21 protein-coding genes are annotated in these 21,883 nt (G+C 62.9%); 7 read left to right on the top strand and 14 right to left on the bottom strand.

Features of this window, described 5'->3' with window-relative positions:
• The first annotated feature begins 14 nt into the window (after positions 1–14).
• On the top strand, positions 15–680 hold the full coding sequence (locus tag ACRARG_RS06535) for an N-acetylmuramoyl-L-alanine amidase (RefSeq protein ID WP_432691326.1): 666 nt from the start codon (positions 15–17) through the stop codon (positions 678–680).
• 58 nt (positions 681–738) lie between these two features.
• Here the strand turns inward: ACRARG_RS06535 and ACRARG_RS06530 are convergent, their stop codons facing one another.
• Genes ACRARG_RS06530 through ACRARG_RS06505 form a run of 6 tightly spaced genes read right to left on the bottom strand, consistent with a single transcriptional unit; the run spans position 739 to position 7,303 of the window.
• Complete coding sequence (locus tag ACRARG_RS06530; RefSeq protein ID WP_432689185.1) at positions 739–1,671, bottom strand: 2-hydroxyacid dehydrogenase; 933 nt, start codon at positions 1,669–1,671, stop codon at positions 739–741.
• On the bottom strand, positions 1,671–2,810 hold the full coding sequence (gene rodA / locus ACRARG_RS06525; RefSeq protein WP_432689184.1) for a rod shape-determining protein RodA: 1,140 nt from the start codon (positions 2,808–2,810) through the stop codon (positions 1,671–1,673). The genes ACRARG_RS06530 and rodA overlap by 1 nt, the downstream gene beginning before the upstream one ends.
• Positions 2,807–4,750: a penicillin-binding protein 2 gene (mrdA, locus tag ACRARG_RS06520; RefSeq protein WP_432689183.1), complete on the bottom strand. Its 1,944-nt coding sequence runs from the start codon at positions 4,748–4,750 to the stop codon at positions 2,807–2,809. Before mrdA ends, rodA begins: the two co-directional genes overlap by 4 nt.
• Positions 4,747–5,295: a rod shape-determining protein MreD gene (locus ACRARG_RS06515; RefSeq protein WP_432689182.1), complete on the bottom strand. Its 549-nt coding sequence runs from the start codon at positions 5,293–5,295 to the stop codon at positions 4,747–4,749. Before ACRARG_RS06515 ends, mrdA begins: the two co-directional genes overlap by 4 nt.
• Positions 5,295–6,224: a rod shape-determining protein MreC gene (mreC, locus tag ACRARG_RS06510; protein ID WP_432689181.1), complete on the bottom strand. Its 930-nt coding sequence runs from the start codon at positions 6,222–6,224 to the stop codon at positions 5,295–5,297. The genes ACRARG_RS06515 and mreC overlap by 1 nt, the downstream gene beginning before the upstream one ends.
• 32 nt (positions 6,225–6,256) lie before the next feature.
• Complete coding sequence (locus tag ACRARG_RS06505) at positions 6,257–7,303, bottom strand: rod shape-determining protein (protein ID WP_432689180.1); 1,047 nt, start codon at positions 7,301–7,303, stop codon at positions 6,257–6,259.
• 182 nt (positions 7,304–7,485) lie between these two features.
• On the opposite strand from ACRARG_RS06505, the gene ACRARG_RS06500 reads away from it, so the two are divergent.
• Positions 7,486–8,265 carry a 23S rRNA (adenine(2030)-N(6))-methyltransferase RlmJ gene (locus ACRARG_RS06500; protein WP_432689179.1) on the top strand — a complete coding sequence of 260 codons (780 nt, stop codon included), beginning with the start codon at positions 7,486–7,488 and terminating at the stop codon, positions 8,263–8,265.
• Between the two features lie 65 nt (positions 8,266–8,330).
• Here the strand turns inward: ACRARG_RS06500 and ACRARG_RS06495 are convergent, their stop codons facing one another.
• Together ACRARG_RS06495 and ACRARG_RS06490 are read right to left on the bottom strand one after the other, a co-directional pair.
• Positions 8,331–8,696 (bottom strand): hypothetical protein, encoded by a 366-nt coding sequence (locus ACRARG_RS06495; protein ID WP_432689178.1) that lies wholly within the window; start codon positions 8,694–8,696, stop codon positions 8,331–8,333.
• A gap of 178 nt (positions 8,697–8,874) precedes the next feature.
• On the bottom strand, positions 8,875–10,446 hold the full coding sequence (locus ACRARG_RS06490) for a 2-isopropylmalate synthase (protein ID WP_432689177.1): 1,572 nt from the start codon (positions 10,444–10,446) through the stop codon (positions 8,875–8,877).
• Between the two features lie 294 nt (positions 10,447–10,740).
• Between ACRARG_RS06490 and ACRARG_RS06485 the strand changes: the two genes are divergently transcribed.
• Both ACRARG_RS06485 and ACRARG_RS06480 read left to right on the top strand, forming a co-directional pair.
• Positions 10,741–11,406 (top strand): SDR family NAD(P)-dependent oxidoreductase, encoded by a 666-nt coding sequence (locus ACRARG_RS06485; protein WP_432689176.1) that lies wholly within the window; start codon positions 10,741–10,743, stop codon positions 11,404–11,406.
• Complete coding sequence (locus tag ACRARG_RS06480; protein ID WP_432689175.1) at positions 11,400–12,893, top strand: cryptochrome/photolyase family protein; 1,494 nt, start codon at positions 11,400–11,402, stop codon at positions 12,891–12,893. Before ACRARG_RS06485 ends, ACRARG_RS06480 begins: the two co-directional genes overlap by 7 nt.
• 10 nt (positions 12,894–12,903) lie before the next feature.
• Here the strand turns inward: ACRARG_RS06480 and ACRARG_RS06475 are convergent, their stop codons facing one another.
• The 4 genes from ACRARG_RS06475 to ACRARG_RS06460 all read right to left on the bottom strand — a co-directional run bounded on the left by ACRARG_RS06475 (position 12,904) and on the right by ACRARG_RS06460 (position 16,243).
• Positions 12,904–14,301 (bottom strand): SIR2 family protein, encoded by a 1,398-nt coding sequence (locus ACRARG_RS06475; protein ID WP_432689174.1) that lies wholly within the window; start codon positions 14,299–14,301, stop codon positions 12,904–12,906.
• A gap of 90 nt (positions 14,302–14,391) precedes the next feature.
• Positions 14,392–15,465, bottom strand: coding sequence for a 5-(carboxyamino)imidazole ribonucleotide synthase (locus tag ACRARG_RS06470; protein ID WP_432689173.1), 1,074 nt, complete (start codon positions 15,463–15,465; stop codon positions 14,392–14,394).
• On the bottom strand, positions 15,458–15,946 hold the full coding sequence (purE, locus tag ACRARG_RS06465; RefSeq protein WP_432689172.1) for a 5-(carboxyamino)imidazole ribonucleotide mutase: 489 nt from the start codon (positions 15,944–15,946) through the stop codon (positions 15,458–15,460). The genes ACRARG_RS06470 and purE overlap by 8 nt, the downstream gene beginning before the upstream one ends.
• Positions 15,947–16,018: 72 nt before the next feature.
• The gene (locus tag ACRARG_RS06460) at positions 16,019–16,243 is read right to left on the bottom strand and encodes a YdcH family protein (RefSeq protein WP_432689171.1); all 225 of its coding nucleotides are present in this window, start codon (positions 16,241–16,243) and stop codon (positions 16,019–16,021) included.
• 174 nt (positions 16,244–16,417) lie between these two features.
• Between ACRARG_RS06460 and ACRARG_RS06455 the strand changes: the two genes are divergently transcribed.
• The 3 genes from ACRARG_RS06455 (at position 16,418) to ACRARG_RS06445 (ending at position 18,212) form a co-directional block, all read left to right on the top strand.
• Entirely contained in the window at positions 16,418–16,831 is a 414-nt protein-coding gene (locus ACRARG_RS06455; RefSeq protein ID WP_432689170.1) for an Hsp20 family protein, read from the top strand.
• Positions 16,832–16,835: 4 nt separating this feature from the next.
• Complete coding sequence (locus tag ACRARG_RS06450) at positions 16,836–17,060, top strand: DUF1150 family protein (protein ID WP_432689169.1); 225 nt, start codon at positions 16,836–16,838, stop codon at positions 17,058–17,060.
• Between the two features lie 108 nt (positions 17,061–17,168).
• Complete coding sequence (locus ACRARG_RS06445) at positions 17,169–18,212, top strand: succinylglutamate desuccinylase/aspartoacylase family protein (protein ID WP_432689168.1); 1,044 nt, start codon at positions 17,169–17,171, stop codon at positions 18,210–18,212.
• A gap of 189 nt (positions 18,213–18,401) precedes the next feature.
• Here ACRARG_RS06445 and ACRARG_RS06440 read toward each other — a convergent pair whose 3' ends face one another.
• Together ACRARG_RS06440 and trxB are read right to left on the bottom strand one after the other, a co-directional pair.
• A complete protein-coding gene (locus ACRARG_RS06440; protein ID WP_432689167.1) occupies positions 18,402–20,471 on the bottom strand; it encodes a bifunctional sulfate adenylyltransferase/adenylylsulfate kinase in 2,070 nt (689 codons plus the stop codon).
• Positions 20,472–20,742: 271 nt separating this feature from the next.
• Positions 20,743–21,747, bottom strand: coding sequence for a thioredoxin-disulfide reductase (gene trxB, locus ACRARG_RS06435; protein WP_432689166.1), 1,005 nt, complete (start codon positions 21,745–21,747; stop codon positions 20,743–20,745).
• Positions 21,748–21,883: the final 136 nt, after the last annotated feature.

The raw sequence follows: 21,883 nt of genomic DNA, 5'->3' as shown, positions 1-21,883 counted from the left end.
GTGGCGCGCCGGACATGGTGGTGATCCATTTCACGGCGATGGCGACGGCGGAGGCCGCTCTTGAGCGGCTCTGCGATCCGGAGCCGCCGGAGGGGCTCTCGCCCGTCAGCTGCCATTACCTGATTTCCGAGACAGGGGACCTCTGGCAGATGGTGGCCGAGGAGGACCGTGCCTGGCATGCCGGGGCGGGGGCCTGGGGGCCGGTAACGGATGTGAACTCCCATTCCATCGGGATCGAGCTGGCCAATACCGGCGCACACCCGTTCCCTGAGCCGCAGATGGCGGTGCTGGAGGGGCTGCTGGGCGGCATTCTGGGGCGCTGGTCAATCCCTGTGGAGAATGTGATCGGCCATTCGGACATGGCGCCGGACCGGAAATGTGATCCGGGCCCAAGGTTCGACTGGCGTCGACTGGCATGGCAGGGGCTGGCGATCTGGCCGGGTGCGGATGCCTGTGCCGCTGACGATGCCGGGCGTGAGGTGGATGACGCGGGTTTTGCCGCCGATCTGGCGCGGATCGGGTATCACCGGCCCGAGGTCGAGACTGCGGAGGCGCTTCTACTCTGGGCCTTTCGTGCGCGGTTCCGGCCCTGGGCGGCCGAGGGTCGCGCGCCGCTGGAGCCTGAGGATTGCCGGATCGCGCGGGACCTCGCGGTCAGGAGCGCTCTGCGCGGGGTGTAGGATGGGTGCTGGCACCCATCCCTGAGCAGGCAGATGGGTGCCAGCACCCATCCTACGGTCAATAGCCGCGGGTCCGGTCGACCATGTGCAGCAGAGGCTCTCCGGCCGCGCCGCGCCGGACATTTTCCGCAATCACCTGCGCTGCCGTCGAGGCACGCGTCTCCGAGGCGATATGCGGGGTGACGGTCACCTTGTCATGCGACCAGAAGGGATGATCGGCGGGCAGTGGCTCCACCCGGAAGACATCCAGCGTGGCATGGCCGATCTGTCCGCTGTCGAGCGCCGCCAGCAGGGCCTCGTCATCGATCAGCGGCCCGCGTCCGGGGTTCACGATGCGCGCGCCCCTGGGCATGAGCGCGAGGCGGTCGGCGTTCAGGATGTTCTCGGTCTCTGCCGTGCGCGGCAGCAGCAGGACAAGGATTTCGGCAGTGGACAGCGCCTCCGTCAGGCCGTCATCGCCGTGCAGGGTGGTGATGCCCGGCACCTCCTTCGGGCTGCGGCTCCAGCCGGTGACGGGGAAGCCGAGCCCCGCCAGCGTCTCCGCACAGGCGCGGCCCAGCTCACCCATACCCAGCACCGTCACGGGGCGTTCCTGGGCCACGGGCGGCACGTGACGTTCCCACTTGCCGTTCTGCCGGGCGAGGAACCAGTCGATATCCAGATGGTAGCGCAGGACATGGCCCGTGACCCATTCCACCATCCCCTGCGTCAGGCTGGGATCGACCATGCGGGCCAGCGGCATGGTCAGGGTTTTGTTGGTCACGATATTCTCCACCCCGGCCCAGAGGTTCAGCACCGCCTTGCAGCGGGTGTAGGGCGTGAAATCCTGAACGGCGCTGTTCGGAGCGTAGATGATAAAATCGGTCTCGGCGGGGGATAAGTCGGTGGACAGGCGGTAATCGAGCCCTGTTCTGTCCAGCGCCTGGATCAGCGGGCGTTCGTAATCGGGCCACATATCGGATGCGGCGGCGAAGAGGATGTTTACGGTCATTACCTTGGCCTGTGGATATGCGCGCTCTGCACCAGTCCGAAGGCGGCCATGAGCACGAGCATGGCCGACCCGCCGTAGGAGACGAGCGGCAGAGGCACGCCCACGACAGGCGCAAGCCCCATCACCATCGACATGTTCACGGCGAAGAAGAGGAAGAAGGTGCAGCAAATCCCCAGCGTCAGCAGCGACGAATAGCGGTCGCGGTTGGCCAGCGCGGAAGAGATGCAGAAGACGATGATCAGCGCGTAGAGGCAGAGGAGGGAGAAGGCCCCGACAAAGCCGAACTCCTCTGCCAGGGTGGTGAAGATGAAGTCGGTGTGCTTTTCGGGCAGGAAGTTCAACCGCGACTGCGTGCCTTGCATGAAGCCGCGCCCGGTCCAGCCGCCGGAGCCCAGGGCGATCTTGGCCTGTGTGATGTGATAGCCTGCGCCAAGCGGATCGTTGGACGGGTCGAGGAAGGTGTCGATCCGGCGGAACTGGTAGTCCTTGATCAGCTGCCAGTCGGTGCCGCGGGATTCAAAGACGGCCGTCACTCCGGCAATGCCTGCGGTGATCACGGCCACGAAATAGGCCCAGTGGACACCTGCAAGAAACATGACCGCCGCGCCGCCGATCATAAGAAGAAGCGCCGTCCCGAGATCGGGCTGACGCAGAACGAGGAAGGTGGGCAGCAGGATCAGGATGACGGGAATGATGACCCATATGGGACGGGATGTCCGTCTCAAAGGCAGGGCGTCGTAATAGGCCGCCAGGATCATCACCAGTGTGATCTTCATCAGCTCCGAGGGCTGAAGGCGCATGAAACCGATATCGATCCAGCGCTGCGCGCCCATGCCAACCGCGCCGAAGAATTCGACCGCGACCAGCAGAAGGACGGAGCCCAGATAGGCCACGACGGACAGGTTGCGCCACAGCCAGACCGGCACCATGGCAACGAAAAACATCACGCCCAGCCCCATCACAAACCGTTTCGCCTGCGGATCGGCCCAGGGCCGGGCGGAGCCGCCGGCAACGGAATAGAGCATCAGCACGCCAAAGGCCGCGACCGCCGTCAACAGCAGCAGCAGCGGCCAGTTCAGATACAGCACCTTGCGGAAGCCGCTGGGCGTCGTCTTGACGTTATTCTCAAGATAACTCATGCGCGGCTCTTGGTATCGCCGGGGTCGCGGGGGCGATATTCACGCATTTTTTCCTGCAGCGTCTTGATCTTGGCGCGGTCCTTGGTCGGGTAGGCATCCAGCGGCGGTTCGCTGCCGTAAAGCGCCTGCAGGGTGATGTCGCGCGCCACGGGTGCCGCCACGGCAGAGCCGCCGCCGCCATGTTCAATGACAACAGCCACGGCGACCTGCGGGTTTTCATAGGGCGCGAAATCGACAAAGAGCGCGTGGTCGCGGCGTTCCCAGGGGAGGTCGGCATTGGAGGTCACGCCGGCGGCGCGTTCCTTGGCGGTAATGTTGCGGACCTGGCTGGTGCCGGTCTTGCCGGCCATGCGCATATTCTCGGCTATGATACGGCTGCCATAGGCGGTGCCTTTGCGATTATTGCTGACCGAGAACATCGCCTTGCGAACCTGCCGCAGGTGATTTTCGTTCAGTCCCAGCGTCTCGCCGGCGCCGGATGGCTGTTCGACGCCGTTGATCGTTTTGATCAGCCGCGGCGACACCGCGCGCCCCGTGGCAATGCGGGCCGTCATGATCGCCAGCTGCAGCGGGGAGGCCAGCACGAAGCCCTGTCCGATTGACGAGTTGACCGTGTCCCCGATCACCCAATCGGCTTCGCGGGCGGTTCGTTTCCATTCCTTGGTCGGTGCCAGGCCCTGCGCGATGGCGGACATGGGAATATCGTGGCGTTCACCTATGCCCAGCCGGCGGGCCATGTCGGAGATCTTTTCGATCCCGATTTCCAGCGCCAGCTCATAATAGTAGACGTCGCAGCTTTCGCGGAGCGACCCCTCAAGGTTCATATGTCCATGGCCGGCCCGCTTCCAGCAGTGGAACCGGCGGCCCGCGACTTCGAGATGCCCGCGGCAGTAGTAGGTGTCCTCGGGGCCGATGACACCGGCCTCAAGTCCGGCAAGGGCGACCACCATTTTGAAGGTCGATCCGGGAGGGTAAATCCCCTGTACGGATTTGGCCGCCAGCGGGCGGTACTTGTTTTCCGTCAGGGCGCGGTAATCGCTTACGGAAATGCCGCGGACAAACAGGTTGGGGTCAAAGCTGGGCGCGGATGCGATGGCCAGAATGTCGCCGTTGCGGGTGTCCATGACCACGGCGGCGGCGCTTTCGCCGTCCAGACGCGCCTGCGTGTAATTCTGCAGGTCGGCGTCGATGGTCAGCTGGAGATCCTCGCCCTGTTTGCCCTCGCGCCGGTCAAGTTCGCGCATTTCCCGGCCAACATGGTTCACCTCGACCCGGCGGGCGCCCGCCTTGCCGCGCAGCTCTTCCTCCAGTTTCGATTCAAGCCCGACCTTGCCGATCTGAAACCGGGGAATAAGCAGCAGCTGATCGGGCGCCTCGATCTTTTCCAGGTCGTAATCAGAGACCGGTCCGACATAGCCAACCACATGGGCAAAGTCCGATCCGCGCGGATAATTGCGGGTCAGGCCGACTTCGGGTGTAACGCCGGGCAGGGCCGGGGCGTTGACCGCAATCTCGGTCACGGTGGACCAGTCGACCGGGTCGACCAGGGTGACGGGAAAGAAGGGCGAGGTGCGTTTCAATTCGGCCCGGGCGCGGTCCAGATCCTCCGGGTCGATACTGATAAGCGACTGCAACCGCCCGATAACGGCATCGATATCGCCGGCATCTTCGCGGGTCAGCGTAATCCGGTAGGAGGGGTCATTGGTGGCAATGGGCTTGCCGTTGCGGTCAAAGATTTCACCGCGCGCGGGCGGGATCAGACGGATGTTGATCCGGTTTTCTTCGGCCAGCAGGCGGAATTTGTCCGCCTCGTCCACCTGCATGTAACGCATGCGCAGCGCCAGAAGCCCCATGAACCCCAGCTGCGCCCCGCCCAGAATGAGCGCGCGGCGGGTGATCTTTCGGGCGCCATGTGCCGTATCGCGGGCCGGGCGTTTCACAGGCGGTGCCCCATGGTGTCCATCTCTCCCGGTGCGACCCGCCGCATTCCGAAGAGGGCAACCACCCCAATCACCATGACCGGGTAGAACAGGGCGGAACTGGCAATCTGGGTGAAGGTCAGCAGAATTGGCGGCTGCGAAATCATAAAGATCGCAAGCGCGATCCGAAATCCGAGAAGGACGGCCGTCAGCGCCAGAGCCGCCGTCAGCCATTCCACGCTGAAGGGCAGGGTGCGCAGCCCTTCGGAGCGGTTGCGCAGGGCCTGGGTCGCCACAACCGTCAGCCCGGCCATCAGGCCCGGCGGACGCTGCAACAGCAGGTCGGCCAGCAGGGCCACCGAGCCGACCAGTGCGGGCGGCACAAGTTCGGGGCGCCGCAGCGCGAAGGCGAAGGTCATGATCAGCATGATCTCGGGGCCGGCAATATCCCGCGGCATCGTCTGAAGCGGCAGAAGCTGCAACAGGATAATGCCAAGGCAGATCAGCCCATAGGCAATGCGCAGCGACCAGGTGCGGGTGGGGGCGGCGGTCAGCAATTCGGACATCAGTTGCCTCCGCTCGTCAGATCGACGCTGTTTTCATCGACCTCTGGCGCCTGCGGGATCGACACGCCGACCGTCGCATCGATCAGGCTGCCGGGGTCGCGGATTTCCTCCACCCCGTGGTGACGCAGCACGCGCAGATATTCGAGCCGTTCGAAATCGGCCGCCAGCCGGACCCGCAGCCGCCCGCCCGGATCCTGCGCGACACGCCCCACCAGCAGACCGGGGGGAAAGACCCCGCCATCACCGGAGGAAATGATCCGGTCGCCCGGCCGAACCAGATCCGGCGCTTCGAGGAATTCAATCGGCGGGGCGGCGGAGTTGTCGCCTTCGATCAGGGCGCGCTGGCCGGAGGGCTGGATGACAACGGGCAGCCGCGACGAGGTGTCGGTCAGAAGCAGCACGCGCGAGGTCTTTTGCCCGACGCCCGAAATCCGTCCGACCAGCCCGATCCCGTCCATCGTGGCCCAGCCGTCGATGATGCCATCGCGTTCGCCCACGTTCAGCAGGACGGATTGCCGGAACGGAGAGCCGCTGTCGGCCATCACAACGCCGGTGATATGGGTCAGGCGCGGGTCGAGGCGGACCTTGTTGAGGTCCAGCAGCCGGGCGTTTTCCTGTTCCAGCTGAAGTGCTGCCTCTTTCCAGGCTTTCATCTGCTGCAGCTCCCGCCGCAATTCCTGGTTCTGCTGCTGGATCCGGGCGTAGGACTGAAAGTCGCGCAGCACATTCATCGTGCCGTTGACCGGCGCCATGGCCCAGTCGAAATTCGGGATGACGCGGTCGATCACCTGGGCCCGGAACCGTTCGATGCGCGGGCTGTCGATCCGCCAGAGCAGGAAGAGGCCGAAGAGCGCAAGGATGAGGACGCTGGTCAGCAGGCGCCGCAGCGGTGTGAAATAGTCCTCTTCCCTGTTACGGTCCTGTGCCAAGGTCGGCCCTCTTCATCCGAAGGGTGGGCGCGTTAACTGTCGTAGTCAATCGCGTGGCGGAGGAGTTTTTCGTATTCCAGCGCTTTGCCCGTTCCAAGGGCCACGCAGTTCAAACTCTCGTCAGCGATGGACACGGCCAGCCCGGTCTGTTCGCGCAGCGCGAGGTCCAGATCGCCCAGCAGCGCGCCGCCGCCGGTCAGCATGACGCCCCGGTCGACGATATCGGCGGCCAGATCCGGCGGGGTGGCTTCCAGCGCGGTCATCACCGCCTCGCAGATTTGCTGGACGGGTTCGGACAGCGCCTCTGCCACCTGGGCCTGGGTGATCTCCGTCTCTTTCGGGACGCCGTTCAGCAGGTCGCGGCCGCGGATCATCAGCGAGGTGCCGCGCCCGTCGTCGGGCATGCGGGCGGTGCCGATGGTGGTCTTGATGCGCTCGGCGGTCGACTCGCCCACCAAAAGGTTCTGCTGGCGACGCAGGTAGGAGATGATCGCCTCGTCCATGCGGTCGCCGCCGACGCGGACGGAACGGGCGTAGACGATATCACCCAGCGACAGGACGGCCACTTCGGTCGTGCCGCCGCCGATGTCCACGACCATGTTGCCGGTCGGGTCGGTGATGGGCATGCCGGCGCCGATGGCGGCGGCGATGGGTTCGGCGATCAGTCCGGCGCGGCGGGCGCCGGCGGAGAGAACCGACTGGCGGATCGCGCGTTTCTCAACCGGGGTGGCGCCATGGGGCACGCAGACGATGATCTTGGGCTTGGAGAAGGTGGAGCGTTTGTGAACCTTGCGGATGAAATGCTTGATCATCTCTTCGGCCACGTCGAAATCTGCGATCACACCTTCGCGCATCGGGCGGATCGCCTCGATCGTGCCGGGGGTCCGGCCCAGCATGAGCTTGGCATCCTCGCCGACGGCCAGCACCTTTTTCACGCCATCCTTGACGTGATAGGCCACAACGGAGGGTTCGGAGAGGATGACACCTTTGCCCTTGACGTAGACCAGAGTGTTCGCTGTGCCGAGGTCGATCGCCATGTCCGAGGACACAAGGCCCGGTATCTTATCCCAAAAGCTCATTTTTTCCCGTTATCCTGCCAATAACCCCCAAGAACCCGCGACTCGGGTAAGGGCGGGCTGAGCGCCCTTTTAACCGGGCGGATGCCTCGGCGAAAGGTCTGGGGGGCGCAAATCAGCATCAAACCGCCCGCGCCAGCCACGCTGCCGATTGCCGCAGCGCCCGGCGCGGGCTAGGGGAGGGCATGCTGTCCTATCAACACCTCTATCATGCCGGGAATCCCGCCGACGTGCACAAGCATGCGCTTCTGGCGTGGATGCTGGCGCGGCTGACCGAGAAGCCGAAGCCGCTGAGCTATATCGAGACGCATGCCGGGCGGGGCCTTTATGACCTGACGGCGGCGGAGGCGGTGAAGACCGGGGAGGCGGCGGCGGGCGTGGGGCGGATGCTGGGCAGTTTTGCCGCGGATCATCCTTATGTTGCGGTGCTGGACAGGGTGCGGGCGGCGCATGGGGCGGCGGCCTATCCCGGCTCTCCGCTGATCGCATCCGACATGCTGCGCGTTGAGGACAGCCTGCATCTGGCAGAGCTGCATCCACAGGAACATGCGGCGCTGGAGCGGGCCGTGGGCCGCCGCGCCAAGGTGCACCGGCAGGACGGGTTCGAGCTCGCGATGTCGCTGGCCCCGCCCGAGCCGCGCCGGGGCCTGATGCTGATCGACCCGAGTTTCGAGGTGAAGGCGGATTACGACACGATCCCCAAGTTCATCGGCCGGGTGCACCGGGCGTGGAATGTGGGGATCATCGCGCTCTGGTATCCGATCCTGAAGGACGCGCGCCATCGCGGCATGGTGCGGGGGATCGAGGCACAGGGCCTGCCGAAGCTCGTGAAAAGCGAGGTTTCCTTTCCGCCGGTGCGGGAGGGCCACGGGATGGTCGGGTCAGGCCTGACCGTGGTCAATGCGCCTTTCGGGCTGGAGGAAGAGGCCGGTTCGCTGGCGGCTCTTTTCGCGCGCACGTCTTGATGACGGGCCGGTAAGAACCAGGCTGGCTTGATCCGGACCGGCGCCAGGGCGGTCGGGCTGGCTTATCAGTCACGCCAGATCGGCGCGTCCTTGATGCCGGAGATATCGGCCATGACCAGCCCGCTGCCGTCGAAAGAAAAGGCCGTCAGGGGAAACAGGCGTTCGTGGTCGTCGGCTCCGGCCATGTCATCATCGAAATCGACTACGATGGCCTGGGCGGTGCGGCGATCAGGGCCGACGATTTCCTCGATCTCGCCGATTTTGCGGCCGTTGGCGTCGTAGACATCAAGATCGTCGGCAAGATCCGAATTGATCCCGAATTCGGAAATTTGGGTGCGATCGCGCACCTCGACCATGCCGGATGCCATATTCGTGTTCGCCAAAGCGGGAAAAGCGGCGAACGAGATCACGGCTGCGATGAGAAGTTTCATCTGGGTCTCCTGTCCTGTTGCAGTGACAGGGACATAGTTACCCGGACGGCGCGCATCTGCGACGCTGACAGAAACGTGATGGGACGCCGGCCAAACGCGCCGAAGGTTGCCCATGTTGCCCGAAGCAAAAAAGGCCCGGCGCGGGGCCGGGCCTTTTGCTTCGTTGGTCGGCGATGGATCAGCTGACGTCCTTGTAGCTGATCTCGCGCTGGTCGGCGCCCGTTCCGACCTTGTCGCGCCGCACCAGCAGGCGGTTGAGCGCGTGGATATAGGCGCGGACGGAGGCCACGACCGTATCCGTATCGGCCGACGAGCCGGTGACGATACGCCCGTCCTCGTTCAGCCGGACCGACACCGTCGCCTGCGCGTCGGTGCCCTGGGTCACGGCGTTCACCTGATAGAGCTCCAGCTTGGCGGCATGCGGGAAGATCTCCTTTACCGCGTTAAACGACGCATCCACAGGGCCATCGCCGGTGGTTTCGGCACGGATTTCCGCGCCGTCGACGGTCATGACCATCTCGGCCGACTGGCCGCCGGTGCCGCAGATGACCTTGAGCGATTTGAGCTCCAGCCGGTCGGGCGTGGCATCTTCGGTCACCCGGATGAGGGCGAGGAGGTCGTCGTCATAGACCTCCTTCTTGCGGTCGGCGAGGTCCTTGAAGCGCACGAAGACATCGTTGAGCTGGTTCTGCCCCAGCTCGATGCCAAGCGCGGTGAGCTTGGATTTCAGCGCCGCCCGGCCGGAATGCTTGCCGAGGACGATATTGTCTTCGTTCAGCCCGATATCGGCGGGCTTCATGATCTCGAAGGTTTCGACGTTCTTGAGCACGCCGTCCTGATGGATGCCCGACTCGTGCAGGAAGGCGTTCTTGCCGACGATGGCCTTGTTGAACTGCACCGGGAAGCCCGACACGGTCGCGACGCGGCGCGAGAGGCCCATGATCTTGGTGGTGTCGATGCCGGTCTGATAGGGCATGATATCGTTGCGGACGCGCAGCGCCATGACCACCTCTTCCAGCGCGGTATTGCCCGCCCGTTCGCCCAGCCCGTTGATCGTACATTCGATCTGGCGGGCGCCGGCCTCTACGGCGGCGAGGGAGTTGGCCGTCGCCATGCCGAGGTCGTTGTGGCAATGGGTGGCAAAGACGATCTCGTCGGCGCCGGGGACTTTTTCGATCAGCATGCGGATCAGGTCGGCGGATTCGCGGGGCGCGGTATAGCCGACGGTATCGGGGATATTGATCGTTGTGGCGCCGGCCTTGATGGCGATCTCCACCACGCGGCAGAGATAGTCATGTTCGGTCCGCGTCGCATCCATCGGCGACCACTGGACATCGTCGCTGAGGTTGCGGGCATGGGTGACCGTTTCGTGGATGCGGTCGGCCATTTCGTCCATGGTAAGGTTCGGAATGGCGCGGTGCAGCGGCGAGGTGCCGATGAAGGTGTGGATACGGGGGCGGGCGGCGTGTTTCACGGCCTCCCAATTGCGGTCGATATCCTTGAAGTTGGCGCGACTGAGGCCGCAGATCACCGAATTCTTTGAGTTCTTCGCGATCTCGGTCACGGCGTTGAAATCACCTTCGGAGGCGATGGGGAAACCGGCCTCGATAATGTCCACGCCCATCTCGTCGAGCATGGCGGCGATTTCCAGCTTCTCCTCATGCGTCATGGTGGCGCCGGGCGATTGCTCCCCGTCGCGAAGGGTCGTGTCGAATATCAGGACGTGGTCCTGTTTTGCGGATGTGTTCATGGGGTTCTCTCTTTCTCCTAAAGCCATGGCGCGGGACGGCATACCTCTGAGCGGTCGCGCCGAACCGGCACGCTCAGAGGCGGATTAGGAGTAGGCACAGGGCAACGCGGCGCGTGGCGCCAGCGGTTGTGATGATATGCCCTTTGGTTTCCATGAGGGCGATATAGCGCGGCTGGCGCGGCTTGGGAACCCGTGTCTTTCGCTGCTGCGCAGCGATGCCTTCGGCGAGAGGTTTTTGGGAAAGATGAAGAGACCGGTTTGATCCGGTTGGCTGGCGCGCCACGTAGACCGGACATGGAACGGGCATTGATCATCGGAGAGAGCGGGGCGGTCGGCGGCGCGGTTGCGTCGGCGTTGCGGGCGCGGGGCGTGGAAGTTGTCGGACTGTCGCGGTCGCGGGACGGGCTGGATGTGACGGATGAGGTCGCCGTCGCGCGGGTGCTGGGGGCGGTCCAGGGGCCGTTTGACCTGGTGCTGGTGGCAACCGGGGCGCTGGAGATCGGCGGGGCGGGGCCGGAGAAGGCCCTGCGGGAGATATCAGCGGAGGCGATGCTGGCGCAGTTCGCGCTGAATGCGGTGGGGCCGGCGCTGCTGCTGGGCCATGCGGCGCGGCTCTTGCCGCGGGACGGCAGGTCGGTCTTTGCGGTGCTGACGGCGCGGGTCGGGTCGATCGGCGATAACCGGCTGGGCGGCTGGTATTCCTACCGCGCGGCCAAGGCTGCGGCGAACCAGATCGTGCATACGGCAGCGGTGGAGCTGGCGCGGACGCACAGGCAGGCCGCGGTGGTGGCGCTGCATCCCGGCACGGTGCAGTCCGATCTGACGGCGCGCTATCTGCGGCGGCATCCGGCTGTCGCGCCCGCAGAGGCGGCGGGGAACATCCTGTCGGTGCTGGACGGCCTCGGACCGGCAGATACGGGCGGCTTTTTCGACTGGCGCGGGGATCGGGTGGAATGGTGAGGCGCGTGATCCTTGTGCTGGGCGACCAGCTGTCACCGGAGCTGGCGGTGCTGCGCGACGGCGATCCGGCTCAGGACGTGGTGGTGATGGCCGAAGTGCCGGACGAGACCGGCTATGTGCCGCATCACCCCAAGAAGATCGCGCTGGTCCTCTCGGCCATGCGGCATTTCGCGGAGGAGCTGCGGGAGGCCGGCTGGGACGTCCGCTACTTCCGGCTGGACGGTGACGGCCCGCGGTCGATCTGCGGCGCGCTGATGGCGGTGCATCAGGACTGTCACCCGGAGGAGGTCGTCGCGGTCCGTCCCGGCGAATGGCGGCTGATAGAAGCGCTGGAGGCCTGTCCGGTCGGGGTCACGCTGGTCGAAGACGACCGGTTCCTCTGTTCGCTCGACCGCTTCCGCGACTGGGCGGAGGGCCGCAAAGAGCTGCGGATGGAGTGGTTCTACCGGGAGATGCGGCGGGAGAGCGGGTTCCTGATGGACGGCAAGGACCCGGCCGGGGGCGACTGGAACTACGACAAGGAAAACCGCAAGCCCGCGCAACGCTCCCTTCTGCAGGCGCGGCCGATGGAATTCACCCCCGACGCGATGACGGAGGAGGTGCTGGCGATGGTCCGCGACCGGTTCTCCGACAATTTCGGCACGCTCGATCCCTTTGTCTTTGGCGTCACCCGGACGCAGGCGCGCCGGGCCCTGACCCATTTCATTAAGACCCAGCTGTCCGATTTCGGGGCGACGCAGGATGCGATGCTGCTGGACGAGCCCTACCTCAACCACGGCGTGCTCTCGGTCTACATGAACCTCGGGCTGCTGCTCCCGCGGGAGGTCTGCGCGGCGGCGGAGGCGGCCTATCGTGACGGTCAGGTGCCGATCAATTCTGCCGAGGGGTTCATCCGCCAGATCCTTGGCTGGCGGGAATATGTGCGGGGGATCTATTTCCTGAAGGGGCCGGACTATACGGCGTCAAACGAGCTGGGCCACAGCCGCGACCTGCCCGCCGCCTATTGGGGCGGAGAGACGGAGATGCGCTGCATCCGGGAGGTCGTCGCCCAGACCCGCGATCTGGCCTATGCGCATCACATCCAGCGGCTGATGATCACGGGGAATTATGCTCTGTTGCTGGGGGTTGATCCGGCTCAGGTCCATGAATGGTACTTGTCGGTCTATGCGGATGCGTTTGAATGGGTGGAGGCGCCGAACACCATCGGCATGTCGCAATGGGCGGATGGCGGCGTGGTGGCGTCGAAGCCCTATGTGTCCTCGGCCAATTACATCTCGAAGATGTCGGATTATTGCGAGGGGTGTTCCTACGATCCGGAGGTGAAGGTGGGGGAGGGGGCCTGCCCGTTTAATTTATTGTATTGGGATTTTCTGGTGCGCCACCGGGAGCGGTTCGAGGGGAACCGGCGGATGGGGGTTGTGTATCGGGCGTGGGATCGGATGGGGGAGGAGAAGAGGGCGGAGGTGTTGAGGGGGGCTGAGGGGTAAGAGGCTGAATTCAGAGATCTTGGAATATGTGTATCGGGTTCTTATTGTATTTGTTCGTTTCTTTGTGTTTCATAATATCGTTGAAATTCCAGGGGCCAATTTCTGGCATTGTCACTTCAAAAAAGTTTAGCAGCCTTTCCTTGTACTCCGCGCTAACATCAATCGTCAGGAACTGAAAGTGAAAATCATATCGCCTGTTGTCGTGGGCGATATTTACCTTGTCCTCATCAATAAAGGTTCTACTTATTCTTGAAATCGAAATGCTTTCGGCGGTTTCAGAGTCAACATTGAATTGATCTCTTATGGCATTTCTGAAGGATGCTTGCGTGAATTCAGTGGGTCCATTTCCTTCAGCCTGATGATGCCACTCTATTGATGGCCACAAGAAAACATCTTTTTCGCCATTTCGGGCCTTGTAAAGATAAGTCGTGTTTGTCTCTCCAGTGAATCTGAGGTGCATCAGTACTCGTACAGACGGAGGCCGGGTCATCCGCACGGCTTTCTCTAGCTGTTTTAGCCATACGGAGAAATTTCGGTGTTTTTGATTTTGTTTTTTTTCGTCCTCAGATTCAGCGCTCGGGTATCTAATGGTGTGGACGTTAAAGTGTTTCTGGAGAAAGCGGGATTTTATTGATGCAAGTGTTTGGTTGTCCGAAAATGCATAGTGCCGACGGTAATTTTTACCAAGTTTCAGGAACGAAGATCGCAGCGCGCTCATGATTGGTGGGTCTCGAAATCCAAATCCAATAAAGAGGATTGTGTACCTACTGAGAATTGTTGTAAACAGTGTTTCAATTCTGCCCGATGCGTAAGCCTCCTCGTAATCCCTATATGATAAAACAAAGTTTTCTGATGTTCCAATTTGCCCGTGCATTTTTATAAGCCACGGTGAATGCGTTTCCATCGTCGCAATTGCAAGCGCATCAAGTGAATTGGCTGAATACACTTGCAGCGGTTTCATGTGCTCGGATGCAAAAACGGTCTCCAAGTAGGTGTCGTAATTGGTTGATATGTAACCTGCTACCGGAAGCCTCCCAACAATCTGGTGGGCTAATCCAGGCGAAAATTTCGACAATAGTTGGGAGACTGATAGCTTTAAGTCTTCATTTCCGTTATCAAACTTGTCCTTAAGGTACTCGGCCGCGATTTGGTAGTCGTCGGGGCTACCATTCTTAATGATCCGCTCCAGTTCCCTCTTCCGATCTTCTTTGTGGAGGAGCCCTTTCTCTTCGGCTTGCTTTTTTAGGTGTTCCAGCAACCCTTGCCAGCTTGGCGCACTTCTTCCAAAGCCTGACTTGGCTTGCGAAGAAAGTCCTGAGCCTATGAACAATACGACTTGTCTGTTGTGGAAAGCCCTTATCAAATCCGGAGGCCAAAAAGAGTATCGGTCTTGGTCTTCTGAATCCATAGGATTAGAACTCGCTAAAAGTTATTAAGCAACTTTTTTTTAAGAACCTTGCTTTGTCAAGCTGCGATTGGGCTGCCACCAGTGAATTCCTCACCCAACCCTATTCACATGCCCCATCTTCCGCCCCGCCTTCACCTCGGCTTTCCCATACAAATGCACCGCCACCTCAGGCTCCCCGACAAGCGCAGGCACCCGGTCCATATCCGCGCCGATCAGGTTCTCCATCACCACGTCGGCATAGCGTGAGCCATCGCCAAGCGGCCAGCCGACCACAGCTCTGATATGCTGTTCGAACTGGTCGACGACGCAGCCGTTCTGGGTCCAGTGGCCGGAATTATGCACGCGCGGGGCGATTTCATTGACGATCAGTCCGGCGGGCGTCACGAAAAGCTCCACCCCCATGACGCCCACATAATCCAGCGCGGTCAGGATCTTGGCGGCCAGAAGCACGGCGTCGGTGCGGGCGGAGGCGGGCAGGGCGGCGGGGACGGTTGTGGTGCGCAGGATGCCCTCGCGGTGCACGTTCTCTCCGGGATCGTAGCAGGCAACAGACCCGTCGAGCCCGCGGGCGGCGATGATGGAGACCTCGGAGGTGAAGGTGACGAACCCCTCCAGCACGGCGGGGGCGCCGTTCATCTCCGTAAGCGCGGTTTCGGCATCGCCGGGCGATTTGAGCCGCGCCTGGCCCTTGCCGTCATAGCCGAAGCGGCGGGTTTTCAGGATCGACGGGGTGCCGATCGTGTCCAGCGCGGCCTGAAGGGCGGCGGCATCGGGGATATCGGCGTAGGGGGCGACGGTCAGGCCGAGCCCGGTGAGGAACTCCTTCTCCGTCAGGCGGTCCTGCGAGATACGCAGCGCCTCGCGGCCGGGGCGGATCGGTTTGAGCGTTTCGAGACTATCCAGCGCGGAGGTGGGAATGTTTTCGAATTCGTAAGTAATCACGTCCACACTGTCGGCGAAGCGGCGGAGGGCGGCTTCGTCGGTGTACTCAGCCTGGAGGTGATAATTGGCGGTATGAGAGGCGGGGCAATCCCCGCCCGGTTCGAAAATGACGGTCTTGAAGCCAAGCCGCGCGGCGGCAACCGACAGCATGCGGCCCAGCTGGCCACCGCCGAGGATGCCGATGGTGGAGCCGGTGGGCAGGATCTGGGGCGTGTCAATCATCTGAGGGCTCATCGGGGATGGAGGCAGAGAGGGCCTCGCGCCAGGCGTCGAGGCGGGTGGCAAGCTCGGCGTCGCTGATCGCCAGGATCCCGGCGGCCATGAGGCCGGCATTGGCGCCACCGGCCGCACCGATGGCCATGGTGGCAACGGGGAAGCCCTTGGGCATCTGGACGATGGAATAGAGGCTGTCGACGCCGGAGAGCGCCCGGGTCTGTACCGGCACGCCGATCACGGGGACGCGGGTCTTGGAGGCCATCATTCCGGGCAGATGCGCCGCGCCACCCGCGCCTGCGATGATGACATGCAGGCCGCGTTCGGCCGCCGTCTTGCCATAGGACCAGAGCCGGTCCGGCGTCCGGTGGGCAGAGACGATCTTGGTCTCATAAGCCACGCCCAGCTCGTCGAGAATGGTTGCCGCTTCCTTCATCGTGGGCCAGTCGGACTGGCTGCCCATGATGATGCCTACCTTGATATCGCCCATATGCGTCCCCCGCAGTTGAGACTACGCGTTATAAGGGCTGGGGCGGCGGGCGCAATCAGCCGCATGGCCGCGTCAGGCGATGATATCGGGGGTTAGCCGGTCCTCGATCCGGGCGATCTTGTCCTTGAGCATCAGTTTCTGCTTCTTCAGCCGCTGCAGGGTCAGCTGATCGGCCGTGCCGCGGTCCTGCAGGGCCGAGATGGCGGCATCCAGATCGGCATGCTCGCGGCGGAACACTTCAAGTTCCACGCGCAGCACATCCTCGTTCTGCATCGACATGTCGCTACGCGCATTCATGATCCGCGATTCTCCTGCATTCTCAAGGGCTCCAGAATACCCCCTAACCGGCGGCGAGGCAAAGCCCGAGCCTTAGGGAGGCTTGAACGCTGCGCGGAGGGCGACCATATTGATAGCAGGACGGGTCGCCAGACGGGGCCCGCCGCACTGTCGCTTACGGATCAAGGACGTGTTATGACGAAGATGACGCTGGGGGCGCACCCCTATATGCTGGGTTTCGAGCAGTTGGAGCGGTTGCTCGAACGGTCGGCCAAGACCGGCAATGACGGATATCCGCCCTTCAATATCGAACAGACGTCTGAAGGATCCTACAGGATTACCCTGGCGGTTGCCGGGTTCTCGGAAAGTGACCTGGCCATTACGCTGGAAGACAGCCAGCTGGTGATCCGCGGCCGCCAGAGCGACGACGCCGAGGGCCGGGTGTTCTTGCACCGTGGCATCGCGGCCCGACAGTTCCAGCGCAGCTTCGTGCTGGCCGAGGGAGTCGAAGTCGGCGAGGCTGTCATGGAAAACGGCCTGTTGCACATCGATTTGACGCGGGTTGAACCCGCCAAAATCGTTCAGACCATCCAGATCAAGAGGGGGTAATTCCATGAACGAACGGTATGAAATTACAAAGGATGCGGCGCGGATCGTCTATGTCCGGCCGGTGGCTGTGACCGACCTCCCGGAAGAGGTGCAGGAGCAGGCCGAAGGGCTTGATACGCTCTATGCCGTGCACGATGCGTCGGGGGAACGTCTGGCGCTGGTGCGCGACCGGTCTTCGGCATTTATCCTTGCACGTCAGAACGATATGGCGCCGGTGGCGGTGCACTGACAGCGCAGGCGCCACCATTCTGGCGACCATTTAACGGGCGGGCTTGTCTTCCCGTCCGGACCCCGGCTAGCTGAGGACCAATCGGTTCCACCGTGGCAGGGGCATGACATGACTGCGCGACGCTTTTTCGAGATCGGAAACGCCCGGATCGCTCCGGGGCAGCGTCAGACAGTTGATCTTCCCGTCTCCGTTCTGCCCGATCATACGCCGGTCTCGCTGCGGGTGCATGTCATACACGGGCGGCGCGACGGCCCGGTCAGTTTCGTGAGCGCTGCGGTGCATGGGGACGAGGTGATCGGGGTGGAAATCACCCGCCGTCTGCTCAGCCAGAAATCACTCTCGGGGCTGCGCGGGACCCTGCTGGTTGTCCCGATCGTGAATACATTCGGGTTTCTCAACCGGTCCAGATATCTGCCAGATCGGCGGGATCTGAACCGGTCGTTTCCAGGCAATGACGGGGGGTCTCTGGCCTCCCGGCTTGCGCATCTTTTCCTCAACGAAGTCGTGCTGCGCTGTCAGTTCGGCATTGATCTTCATTCCGCCGCCGTTAACCGGACGAACCTGCCCCAGTTGCGGGTCACGCCGGAGGATGTGGGGCTGATGGAGCTGGCGCGGGTCTTTGGCGCGCCGGTCATTATCCCTTCTGCGGAACGGAGCGGGTCGCTTCGGGCCGAATCGCGGGATCGCGGAGTCAGCACCATTCTTTACGAGGCCGGTGAGGGGTTGCGGGTGGATGAAACGGCGGTCCGGATCGGCGTGGCCGGAATTCTGCGGGTGCTGCATCACCAGGGCATGATGAGCGGGCGCGGCCCGGCTCAGCCCAGGGTCGGGTCCATGCTGGCCCGGCGCAGCCAATGGGTCCGGACGCCGGGCGGGGGGCTGCTCACGACCTATCGCCGGGATGGTGAAATGGTTGAGAAGGGCGATCTGCTTGCGCGGGTGGCCAACCCATTTGGCGGCGCGGAAGAAGAGGTGAGGGCGCCGCTTCGGGGGCTGATCGTCGGGCAGGCTGTCATGCCGGTGGTCAATGAGGGCGACGCGATCTTTCATCTCGCAGAAATCGAGAGCCCGGTGCCGGAGGGTGTCGCGCTGGAGGAAATCGCGCGCCACCTGTCTCGTGACCCGCTGTTCGACGAAGACGAGATCATCTGAGCTGTTGCCGTTCGCCCCTGCGGGGCGATCCAGGGGCGCTGCCCCTACGCCTCGACCTGCGGTCGCGGCTACCCCGGGATATTTCAGGACCAGAGAAGGAGGCGCGTGCCTTGTTTCTCTGGTCTTGAAATATCCCGGGAGGTCCGGAGGGCAGCGCCCTCCGGGGTCGTCATATGTGTCGCGGCCGGATCAGTGGGCGGCGATCAGCCCCATGCTTTCCAGTTTCAGGATCACCTGGTGGGCGCAGTTGTCGACATCCGTGCCCTCTGTTTCCACGCGCAGTTCGGGCTTTTCGGGAACATCATAGGGATCGGAGATACCCGTGAATTCCTTGATTTTGCCTTCCCGGGCGAGCTTGTAGAGGCCTTTGCGGTCGCGCTTTTCGCATTCTTCGATCGACGTCGCGACATGGACCTCGATGAAGGCACCAAAGGCTTCGATATCCTCGCGCACGGCCCGGCGGGTCGTCGCATAGGGCGCGATGGGCGCGCAGATGGCGATGCCGCCGTTCTTGGTGATCTCGGAGGCCACGTAGCCGATGCGGCGGATGTTGAGGTCCCGGTGCTCTTTCGAGAAGCCGAGCTCGGAGGAGAGGTTTTTCCGCACGATGTCGCCATCGAGCAGGGTCACCGGGCGGCCGCCCATTTCCATCAGCTTGACCATGACGGCATTGGCGATGGTGGATTTGCCGGAGCCGGAGAAGCCGGTGAAGAAGACCGTGAAGCCCTGTTTGGAGCGCGGCGGCTTGGTCTTGCGCAGTTCGGCCACGACTTCCGGGAAGGAGAACCATTCCGGGATTTCCAGGCCTTCGGCAAGGCGGCGGCGCAGTTCCGTGCCCGAGATGTTCAGGATAGTGACGTCATCCTTGTCTTTGATTTCGTCATTGGGTTCGTACTGGGCGCGTTCCTGCACATAAACCATGTGTTTGAACGGGACCATTTCGATGCCCATTTCCTCTTCATGTTTTTTGAAGAGCTCCTGCGCGTCATAGGGGCCGTAGAAATCCTCGCCCTGGGAGTTGGAGCCCGGGCCGGCATGGTCGCGGCCGACGATGAAATGCGTCACGCCGAAGTTCTTGCGGATCAGGCCGTGCCAGACCGCCTCGCGGGGGCCGGCCATACGCATGGCGAGCGGCAGCAGGGACATGGAGGTCGTCGAAGCCGGGTATTTGTCCAGAACCGCCTCATAGCAGCGGACGCGGGTGAAGTGGTCGACGTCGCCGGGTTTGGTCATGCCGACAACCGGGTGGATCAGCAGGTTGGCCTGGGCCTCTTTCGCGGCGCGGAAGGTCAGTTCCTGGTGGGCGCGGTGCAGCGGGTTGCGGGTCTGGAAGGCCACGACCTTGCGCCAGCCCAGCTTGCGGAAATAGGAGCGCAGTTCGTTGGGCGTGTCGCGGCGGGCGCGGAAATCGTAATGCACGGGCTGCTGGATGCCGGTGACGGGGCCGCCGAGATAGATCTTGCCGGCGGTGTTATGCAGATAGTTGACGGCCGGGTGCGCCTGATCGTCGGCGCCGAAGACCATCTCGGCTTCTTTCGACTTATTGGGCTCCCAGCGGTCGGTCACGGTCATGGTGCCGAGGATCACGCCTTCCTGGTCGCGCAGGGCGATATCCTGGCCGATCTCAATGCTTTCGGCGAATTTTTCGTTCACATCGAGGGTGATCGGCATCGGCCAAAGCGCGCCGTCCGCCAGGCGCATGTTGTCGACGACGCCATTGTAATCCTCTTCCGTCAGGAAGCCCTTGAGCGGGTAGAAGCCGCCATTCATCAGCAGCTCGAGGTCGCAGATCTGGCGTGGGGACAGGTCCCAGCTTGTCAGTTCCGCCGCTTCGAGCTTCATTTTCTGGGCGCTCTCGTAGGAAACGTAGAGCTCGGGGATCGGAGCAAGGTTATTCTGCATAAGGGTGGTCCTATCAATTAAGGTAACTTGGCCAGAGCCGGAGCCGGACAACTCGGCGTGGAGTGCCTGGAATTCCTGGAATTTGCGAGCGAGAAAACGGTCCGTCAGCCGGACTTTTTCGGCCGCTCCGCGTGCAGTCAGGGCATAGGCAAAGCGATGGCGCCGATCGGGACCGTCGCGTTCGCTGATTTTGATGAACCCGGCTTCTGCCGCCGCCCTGAGCTTTGCGTTCAGCCCGCCCAGCGACACTCCGATGGCCGAGGCGATGGTGCGCTGCGAAGCGTGGGGCGCCATGTCCAGATGACGCAGGAGGCGGAACAGCTCTCCTTCTTCATCGGTAATGGGCTGGGCTCTCAAAGCGGACAATGCAACGGTCTCAAAAGTGTGTTCACGGATGAACGCATCGCATAGTTTGCAGTTGCAGAAAAGCCTTTTGTGCCGCGGGTGGCGATTTGTGGCCAATGCGCTGACAGTTCAGGTGACTGAACGTCAACTGTTGTCCGCTTGGCGGCAAAGGCGTTGCGGATGGGTCACGGTCGACGTGGGGCGGAGGGCGAATCCGGAGCGTTTTGCCCTGTGCCGGGGCCGGCACAGGGCAGGGGGCGCGGCAGGCGACCGGTCGGACGGCTTATTGCGCGCCTTCGGTTTCGGGTGCGCCGTGGCCAAGCGGAAGATCGGTGTCGCCTTCGGCCTGTCCATGTTCGGCAAGAAACCGTTCCGCATCGAGGGCGGCCATGCAGCCCATCCCGGCAGAGGTCACGGCCTGACGATATTTGTGGTCGGTCAGGTCGCCGGCCGCAAAGACGCCGGGGACGGAAGTTTCGGTGGAGCCCGGGTTCACCTTGACGTAGCCGCCGTGGTGCAGCTCCAGCTGGTCCTTCACCAGTTCGGAGGCAGGGGCGTGGCCGATGGCGACAAAGACCCCCTTGGCCGAAATCTCGCTGATCTCCCCCGTGTCGACGTGTTTTACCTTCACTCCGGTCACGCCTTTGGGGCTGTCTTCGCCGACAACCTCTTCCAGCACATGGTGCCAGAGCGGTTCGATCTTGGGGTTCTTCATCAGCCGGTCGACAAGGATGCGTTCTGCACGCAGCTCGTCGCGGCGGTGGATCAGCGTGACCTTGGAGGCGAAGTTCGTCAGGAACAAAGCCTCTTCCACAGCGGTGTTGCCGCCGCCGATCACCACGATCTCCTGTCCGCGATAGAAAAAACCGTCGCAGGTTGCGCAGGCCGAGACACCAAAGCCCTTGTAGGCTTCCTCGCTGTCGAGACCGAGCCATTTGGCACGCGCGCCCGTCGCCAGGATCACGGCATCGGCGGTGTAGGTCACGCCGCTGTCACCCTTGGCGGTGAAGGGGCGTTTGGAGAGGTCGAGGTCGGTGATGATATCGCTGATGATCTCACAGCCCATTGCCTTGGCATGGGCTTCCATGCGGACCATCAGGTCGGGGCCCTGCACCTCGGTATCGCCGGGCCAGTTCTCGACCTCGGTCGTGGTGGTCAGCTGGCCGCCGGGTTCGATCCCCTGCACGAGGATCGGGTTCAGCATGGCGCGGCTGGCATAGACACCGGCGGTATAGCCGGCAGGGCCGGAGCCGATGATGAGGACGCGGGTGTGGCGGGTGTCAGTCATGAGGCAGCTCCGGGACGGAAGGATCTTTGGGCGAACACTGGCAGATCGTATCGGTGACGGTTATCTAATGTGCCCGGCCGGTGCCTGCAACCGATGCGCGACGCGCGCATGGCAGGCCTGTCGCTGGCGCAAAATC

The organism is Pseudooceanicola profundi (assembly GCF_050897955.1).
Lineage (GTDB): Bacteria > Pseudomonadota > Alphaproteobacteria > Rhodobacterales > Rhodobacteraceae > Pseudooceanicola.
The sequence above is the reverse complement of the archived record's forward strand: the minus strand, read 5'-3'. Positions and strand labels throughout refer to the sequence as shown.